Below are 6,621 nucleotides of genomic sequence, written 5' to 3' on the forward strand. Positions count from 1 at the left end.
ACGAAGCCCAAGCTCGACGCGAGATCCTGGATGTCGCACATGTCAAGGCGGGACGCCATCTCGATGGTGCCGGTGTTGAGCGAGTTGACCATGATGTCGGTCACCGACTGGCGTCCCCATTCGATGCCGGCATTGTTTCGCAGGTTCGAGTAAGGCATGTCATCTCCGCAGACCGTAACCGACCTCGGCTTGTCCTGCGTGGTTTCGAGCCGCTCGTTCACGCTGTAGCCCTGGCGAACCCACTCGGCGAGTGTGAAGATCTTGTAGGTCGAACCCGGCTGGAAGCCCCTCGAGCCACCGTAATCCCTGGTCGTGTTGTAGTTGATGCCCGTGGAGTATTCGTCCGCACTCTCGGTATTGTCGTATTCCTTATTCTGCGCCATTGTCAGAATTCGGCCGGTGTCGACCTCGAGCATCGTCACGGCGCCACCGACGTCAGCACCGTTCCAGCCGGTTGGAGCGTATTCGCGAACGAGGTCGTGCACATGGTCGTTCAGATCGAGGTCGATCGTGGTGTAGATCTCGAATCCGCCCTGGTCGAGCACTCGCTGGCTCGCCTCTTGCGACTGCCCGAATATGTACTGCCCGTGTACTTGATCCTGCTTCAGCACGTGATCTACGTAGTTGCAGAAGTATCTGGCCGACTCGTGTCCCGCGACGCATCCGCTCGGCTGCGGGGAGTAGTCCACGTAGTCCTCATCGACCGGTATCGCCAGGTTCTCCTCGTACTCCTCTTCGGTGATGTAGCCCTCGCGTGCCATCTGACTGAGAATCCAGTCGCGGCGATCCTGGTTCGACTGGAAGTTGTCCGGTTCGAGGAGGTTGAGCGCGACCGGCTCCTGCACGGTCGCGATGAGTGACGCGGCTTGTGCCGGGTTGAGGTTGGATGCGCTGGTGCCGAAGATTGTTTGAGCGGCGGCTTCCACTCCGTACACGTTGCCGCCGAAGTTCGCGATGTTCAAATAGGCGAGCAGGATCTCGTCCTTCGTGTACATCGTTTCGAGCGCCATGGCGAGCTTGATCTCCCGCAGCTTGCGGTTGTAATCCTCGTCCCACTGCTCGTCGATGATGGCGCGTGCTTCAGCTTGCTCTTCTTCGCTGTTGTTAGGAGTGAGGCGCATCTCCGCGTCGATGATGATCTGCTGACGAACGAGCTGCATCGTCAGCGTCGAACCGCCGGAGTCCCCGCCGAAGCCCAGCTGCGACATGACCGCACGGCCGAGCGACTGGGCATCCGCGCCTCCGTGCGAGTAGAAGCGACGGTCTTCAGCGGCGATGGCCGCGTTGAGCGCGTTCGGCGAAACGTTCTTCAGATCGACGGTCTGGCGGTTCTGACTGTAGATCCGCGCAATTTCGACGGGCTCACCGTCGCGGTTGCCGTAAATGACATTCCGGTCGGCCTGCTGGTTGATTGTTGCGTAGTCTGGCAGTGCCTGGAACATGTCCATGCCACTGTTCGCAGCGGTGGCGGCGACGGCAACACCTGGGGCAAGGGAGGCAGCGACCAGAGCACCGGCCGCGGCGCTGAATCCAAACAACCCGAGAAGGTTGCCAAGGAGGCTTCCGGGCTTGTATTTGCGCGCAGTCATACCCGCCAGACTACGCGATCATCCTATGAATGGAGGAAGATATATGACCACTTGGGAGTACGTCACCACGCCGCTGCTGCTGCACAAGGAGGCAGACATTCTCAACAACTGGGGTGCCGACGGATGGGAACTCGTCCACGTCGGCACCGGCCCGCAGGGCGGCATGGTCGCCTTCATGAAAAGGCCGAAGCAGTGAGCGTCGCGGACCGTCTGGCCGAACTCGGCTTGGAACTGCCGGATGTTGCGGCCCCGGTAGCGGCCTATGTTCCGGCTGTGATCAGCGGCAATCACGTCTTTATTTCGGGGCAGTTGCCTTTCGTCGACGGCGCGCTCGCGGCCACTGGATACCTCGGCGATGAGGTGACGGTCGAGCAGGGTTACGAGCTGTCGCGCATCGCTGTGCTCAACGGGCTCGCCGCGGTCGCGAGCGTCATCGGTTCACTCGACCGCGTTACCCGAATCGTGAAGCTCGGCGGCTTCGTCGCCAGCGCATCCGGATTCACGCAGCAGCCGGCCGTGATCAACGGAGCCAGCGAACTGCTCGGCGAGATCTTCGGTGACATCGGCAAGCACGCGCGCGCCGCGGTCGGTGTTGCCGAGCTGCCGCTGGGCACGCCCGTCGAGCTCGATCTCATCGTCGAGTTCGCGTGACCTGACCTTCGAATTCGCGTAAACGCATGCGAAAAGCGGGCCGGCATCCGATGTCGTGCCCGCTTTCGCGTTTCCGCAACTCGAACCGGTTGCCCGCGTCAACTTCTCGGTCGCTGGGCGGTGACACGCCGTCGAAACGCCTTCTCATCGTCAGGCGACCGAGAAGTTTGCAAAAAAGCAGGGGAGGGAGGGGCGCGGGGATGCGCGGGTGGCGCTAGCGCATCTGCTCCTGGATGGCCTTCACAACCGATCCGTCGGCCAACGTCGTCGTGTCGCCGACCTCGCGGCCTTCTGCCAAATCCCGCAGGAGGCGGCGCATGATCTTGCCGGAGCGGGTCTTCGGGAGGTCTGGCACGATGAAGACCTGTCTCGGCCTGGCGATCGCGCCGATGTCGTCGGCGACGTGCTTCCGCAGTATCGCCTCCGCTTCCTCGACTGACTTCGTCTGCTCGAACCGGCTCTTCAGGATCACGAACGCGACGACTGCCTGACCCGTTGTCGCATCGGAAGCGCCGACGACAGCAGCTTCCGCTGTCGCCTCGTGAGCGACCAGGCTCGATTCGATCTCGGCGGTCGAGAGCCGGTGCCCCGAGACGTTCATGACGTCGTCGACTCGGCCGAGCAGCCAGATGTCGCCGTTGTCGTCGATCCGTGCGCCGTCGCCCGCGAAGTACTTGTCGCCGAACTTCTCCCAGTAGGTTTCTCGGTATCGCTTGTCGTCGCCCCAGATCGTGCGCAGCATCCCCGGCCACGGGCTCGTGATCGTCAGCAGGCCTCCCTGGCCCTGCGGAACGGGCTCGCCCTTCTCGTTCAAGATGCCGATCTCGATGCCCGGGATCACGTGCTCCGCGCTGCCGGGAGTCAGTTCGGTCACTCCGGCGAGTGGCGAAATCATGATCGCGCCCGTCTCGGTCTGCCACCAGGTGTCGACGACGGGCGTCTTGCCGCCGCCGATGACGTCCCGGTACCACATCCAGGCCTCCGGGTTGATGGGCTCGCCGACGGTGCCGAGCACGCGCAGGCTCGAAAGATCCGACTCCTGCGGATACTCGCGCCCGATCTTCATGAACGTGCGGATCGCGGTGGGAGCGGTGTAGAACACCGTCACGCCGTACCGTTCGATCATCTGCCACGGGCGGTGCGGGGTGGGGGTGTCGAACGTGCCCTCGCTCATGACCTGGGTGACGCCGTTGGCCATGGGCCCGTAGACGACGTAGCTGTGGCCAGTGACCCAGCCGACGTCGGCGGTGCACCAGAAGACGTCGCGCTCCGGCTTGATATCGAACACGATGCGGTGCGTGTAGGCGGCCTGCGTCAGGTATCCGGCAGACGTGTGCAGGATGCCCTTCGGGTTCCCGGTGGTGCCGGACGTGTACAGGATGAACAGCGGGTGCTCCGCCTCCATGCCCTCGGCCACGTGCTCCGGCTCGGCATCCGCCATCGCTTCGTGGTACCAGATGTCACGACCGGCATTCCAGTCGATTTCGTTCTCACCGCGACGGACCACCAGCACGTTCTCGACGTTGTGCCCTTCGGCTTCAAGAGCCGTGTCGACGGTCGGTTTGAGAGCGAAGACCTTGCCCTTGCGGTTGAAGCCGTCGACGGTGATCACGAGTTTCGCGTCGGCGTCGTCGACGCGCATGCGAAGGTTCTGCGGGCTGAAGCCGCCGAAGACCGTCGTGTGCGTTGCGCCGATGCGGGCGCACGCGAGCATGGCCGCAACGGATTCGGGGATCATCGGCATGTAGATCGCGACACGGTCGCCCTTGCGGATGCCCAGGCCCAACATGACGTTGGCGAGCCGCTTCACCTCGGCCGTCATCTCGGCATAGGTGATCTTCCGCTGGTCGCCGGGCTCACCCTCCCAGTGGAACGCGACGCGATCACCGTTGCCCGCTTCCACGTGCCGGTCGAGGCAGTTGTAGGCGACGTTGATCTTCCCGTCGTAGAACCACTTGGCATGCGGGGGCTGCCAGTCGAGCACCTGCGTGAACTCTTCGTGCCAGTGCAACTCGCGCGCACGATCCGCCCAGAACTGCAGGCGATCGGCCTCGGCCGCGTCGTAAATAGAAGCGTCGACGACTGACTCGGCCCGGAACTCCTCGCTCGGAGGAAACCTGCGGACTTCGTTCATCAGGCTGTCGATCGATTCGTTCATGCCACTGCTCCTTTGCGTGTAACCCTGCCCGTGAGAGCATACCTGGTCACGACAGGTCGAAAGCACACAGGAGGCTGTGCAGGGGAGTGCGGCATCGGTGCCCGGAAATCTCCCGGTCGGACTACGCCATCGCAGCGGATTCGAGCGGATGCGCGACTCCTGCGCGAGGCGCCGCCGTAGCCTCAGGGGCCGCGAGCGAACGGGCCGGCAGGGCGTTAGCATGGATTACGGCGGTTTCCGCCAAGATGACGCGAGCTCGGCAGATTCCCCCCGAATTCCGAGTGCGTCTGGCGGCGCCCGACTCCCCCAAACGAGGGCGCCGCCTTTCTTCTTCCCCCACGGCTTGCGCAAACCGCGCTCAACATGCCCATCTCATCCACAGGCTCGGCTTCCCCGCACGACGCGCGCCGCACGAGCCGGGCATGCTCCTCTCCATGTCGAATACCGTGCCGGTGCCCTTCGTTCCTGGCCTGCGCGTCAGCGCGCCCGGTCGTCCCGGGATGGCCGGAGAGTTCGGTGAACTCCTGCCGTTCGTGAGCGACGCCACCGTTACGGATGTCTTCGCAGCAGCGAACGGAGTGTGGGTCGATCGCGGGCGAGGCGCGGAGCTGCAAGCGCTGCGGATGAGCGAAGCGCGCGTTCGCACGTTGGCCGTGCGGCTTATCGCGGCCGGAGGACGTCATGTCGACGAGGCGACCCCCTGCGTCGACGTCAGGATCGGCGACGGCATCAGGGTGCACGCCGTGCTGCAGCCCGTCGCGGTTGCCGGGACGCAGCTCTCCATCCGATTGCCGGCGGGAGCAGCGCTCGATCTCGCCGCCCTGGATAGCGGCGGCACCTTCCGCCACGTCGGTCTGCCCGCGATCCGGCGACTCGTCGACGAGCGAGTCAATACGCTCATCACGGGAGCCGGGGGTTCAGGGAAAACCACCCTGCTGGCAGCGATGCTCGGCGCGGTGCCGGCTGCCGAGCGCATCATCACGATAGAAGACGTTGCGGAGCTGCGCATCCGGCATCCGCACGTTGTTGCCATGCAGTCGCGTCAGGCGAACCTGGAGGGAGCCGGCGAAGTCACGCTCGAGCGTCTCGTTCGCGAGGCTTTGCGGATGCGGCCGGACCGGCTGGTGCTCGGGGAGTGCCGCGGACCGGAGGTGCGGGAAATGCTCATGGCGTTGAACACGGGGCACGATGGCGGCGCCGGAACACTGCACGCGAATTCGCTCGATGATGTCGCAGCACGACTGGAGGCGCTCGGAGCGCTGGCGGGGCTGTCGCAGGAGGCCATGGGGCGGCAGGTCGTCAGCGCGATCGGCGCCGTCGTGCACGTCGAACGCCGTGAGGGATGGCGGGGCATCGTTGCGCTGGGGAGGGTGGTGATGCGGGATGGGCAGCTTGCGGTCGAGCGGCAGTGACCGCGAGGAGGATGTCACGGCACGAGCGATCGAGCGGCTCGCGGCACTCGTTCGGGGCGGGATACCGATCGAACGCGCTCGCGACTACCTCGACGTCGAGCCGTCGGGAGACGACGCAGCACAGGTGCGAGCATCGCTGCGCGTCGCCGAACGCGCCGGCTCGGGCATAGCGAGTGCGCTCGATGCCATCGCCGCATCCGCGAGAGAACGAGCGGGGCTGCAGCGAACGCTCCGCACTGCCATGGCCGGCCCGAGAGCAACAGCGCGCCTCGTCATGCTGTTGCCGCTGCTCGGACCGCTACTGGCACTCGCGATGGGCTTCAACCCGCTGCGTGCCCTGTTGGCGGGGCCGATCGGCATCATCGCGGTCGTCACCGGGGTGGCGCTCATGGTGTGCGCGTGGTGCTGGAGCAGGGCCATCGTTCGAACCGCGTCGAGGACTGATGCGCGAGCGGGCCTCCAGCTCGAACTGCTGGCCATCGCCGTGCGAGGCGGCCTCGCGCTGGATGCCGCGCACGAAACGGTCGTGCAGGCCATGCGACGGGAGGGGCTCGAGGGGTCTGACGACCGTGCCGCCGGCGAGATCGCAGAACTTTCTCGTCGCGCGGGCGTTCCCGTTCGCGGACTCCTCGAGGCGGAGGCCCGTGCGCAGCGGCACACGGCAGTACAGGAAGCGGAGGAGAGGGCCGCGAAGGCCGGTGTCACGCTCACGGTGCCGCTCGGAGTGTGCGTTCTTCCCGCCTTCGTACTGCTGGGCGTCGTGCCGTTCGTGCTGGCGACGGTACAGGGGCTCACGGTGCCCATCCCGTAG

The 6,621-nt window shown here is 65.1% G+C and carries 6 protein-coding genes; 4 read left to right on the forward strand and 2 right to left on the reverse strand.

Features of this window, described 5'->3' with window-relative positions:
* On the reverse strand, positions 1–1,589 hold a 1,589-nt coding region (locus tag Q0O95_RS12695; RefSeq protein ID WP_293699329.1), incomplete at its 3' end, for a transglycosylase domain-containing protein.
* A gap of 43 nt (positions 1,590–1,632) precedes the next feature.
* On the opposite strand from Q0O95_RS12695, the gene Q0O95_RS12700 reads away from it, so the two are divergent.
* Together Q0O95_RS12700 and Q0O95_RS12705 are read left to right on the forward strand one after the other, a co-directional pair.
* Entirely contained in the window at positions 1,633–1,785 is a 153-nt protein-coding gene (locus tag Q0O95_RS12700; protein WP_293699331.1) for a hypothetical protein, read from the forward strand.
* Positions 1,782–2,240 carry a RidA family protein gene (locus Q0O95_RS12705; RefSeq protein WP_293699333.1) on the forward strand — a complete coding sequence of 153 codons (459 nt, stop codon included), beginning with the start codon at positions 1,782–1,784 and terminating at the stop codon, positions 2,238–2,240. The genes Q0O95_RS12700 and Q0O95_RS12705 overlap by 4 nt, the downstream gene beginning before the upstream one ends.
* 214 nt (positions 2,241–2,454) lie before the next feature.
* Here the strand turns inward: Q0O95_RS12705 and acs are convergent, their stop codons facing one another.
* On the reverse strand, positions 2,455–4,398 hold the full coding sequence (gene acs, locus Q0O95_RS12710; protein WP_293699335.1) for an acetate--CoA ligase: 1,944 nt from the start codon (positions 4,396–4,398) through the stop codon (positions 2,455–2,457).
* A gap of 434 nt (positions 4,399–4,832) precedes the next feature.
* On the opposite strand from acs, the gene Q0O95_RS12715 reads away from it, so the two are divergent.
* A complete protein-coding gene (locus Q0O95_RS12715; protein WP_293699337.1) occupies positions 4,833–5,810 on the forward strand; it encodes a TadA family conjugal transfer-associated ATPase in 978 nt (325 codons plus the stop codon).
* Positions 5,782–6,621, forward strand: coding sequence for a type II secretion system F family protein (locus tag Q0O95_RS12720; protein WP_293699339.1), 840 nt, complete (start codon positions 5,782–5,784; stop codon positions 6,619–6,621). Before Q0O95_RS12715 ends, Q0O95_RS12720 begins: the two co-directional genes overlap by 29 nt.

The sequence above is a fragment of the uncultured Agrococcus sp. genome, assembly GCF_945915485.1.
In the GTDB taxonomy this organism is placed as follows: Bacteria; Actinomycetota; Actinomycetes; order Actinomycetales; family Microbacteriaceae; genus Agrococcus.

What these genes read in the sequence shown, in the direction of transcription:
- Q0O95_RS12720 (WP_293699339.1), top strand. Translation starts at nt 5,782, where the DNA reads ATGGGCAGCTTGCGGTCGAGCGGCAGTGACCGCGAGGAGGATGTCACG.
- acs (WP_293699335.1), bottom strand. Translation starts at nt 4,398, where the DNA reads ATGAACGAATCGATCGACAGCCTGATGAACGAAGTCCGCAGGTTTCCT.
- Q0O95_RS12700 (WP_293699331.1), top strand. Translation starts at nt 1,633, where the DNA reads ATGACCACTTGGGAGTACGTCACCACGCCGCTGCTGCTGCACAAGGAG.
- Q0O95_RS12715 (WP_293699337.1), top strand. Translation starts at nt 4,833, where the DNA reads ATGTCGAATACCGTGCCGGTGCCCTTCGTTCCTGGCCTGCGCGTCAGC.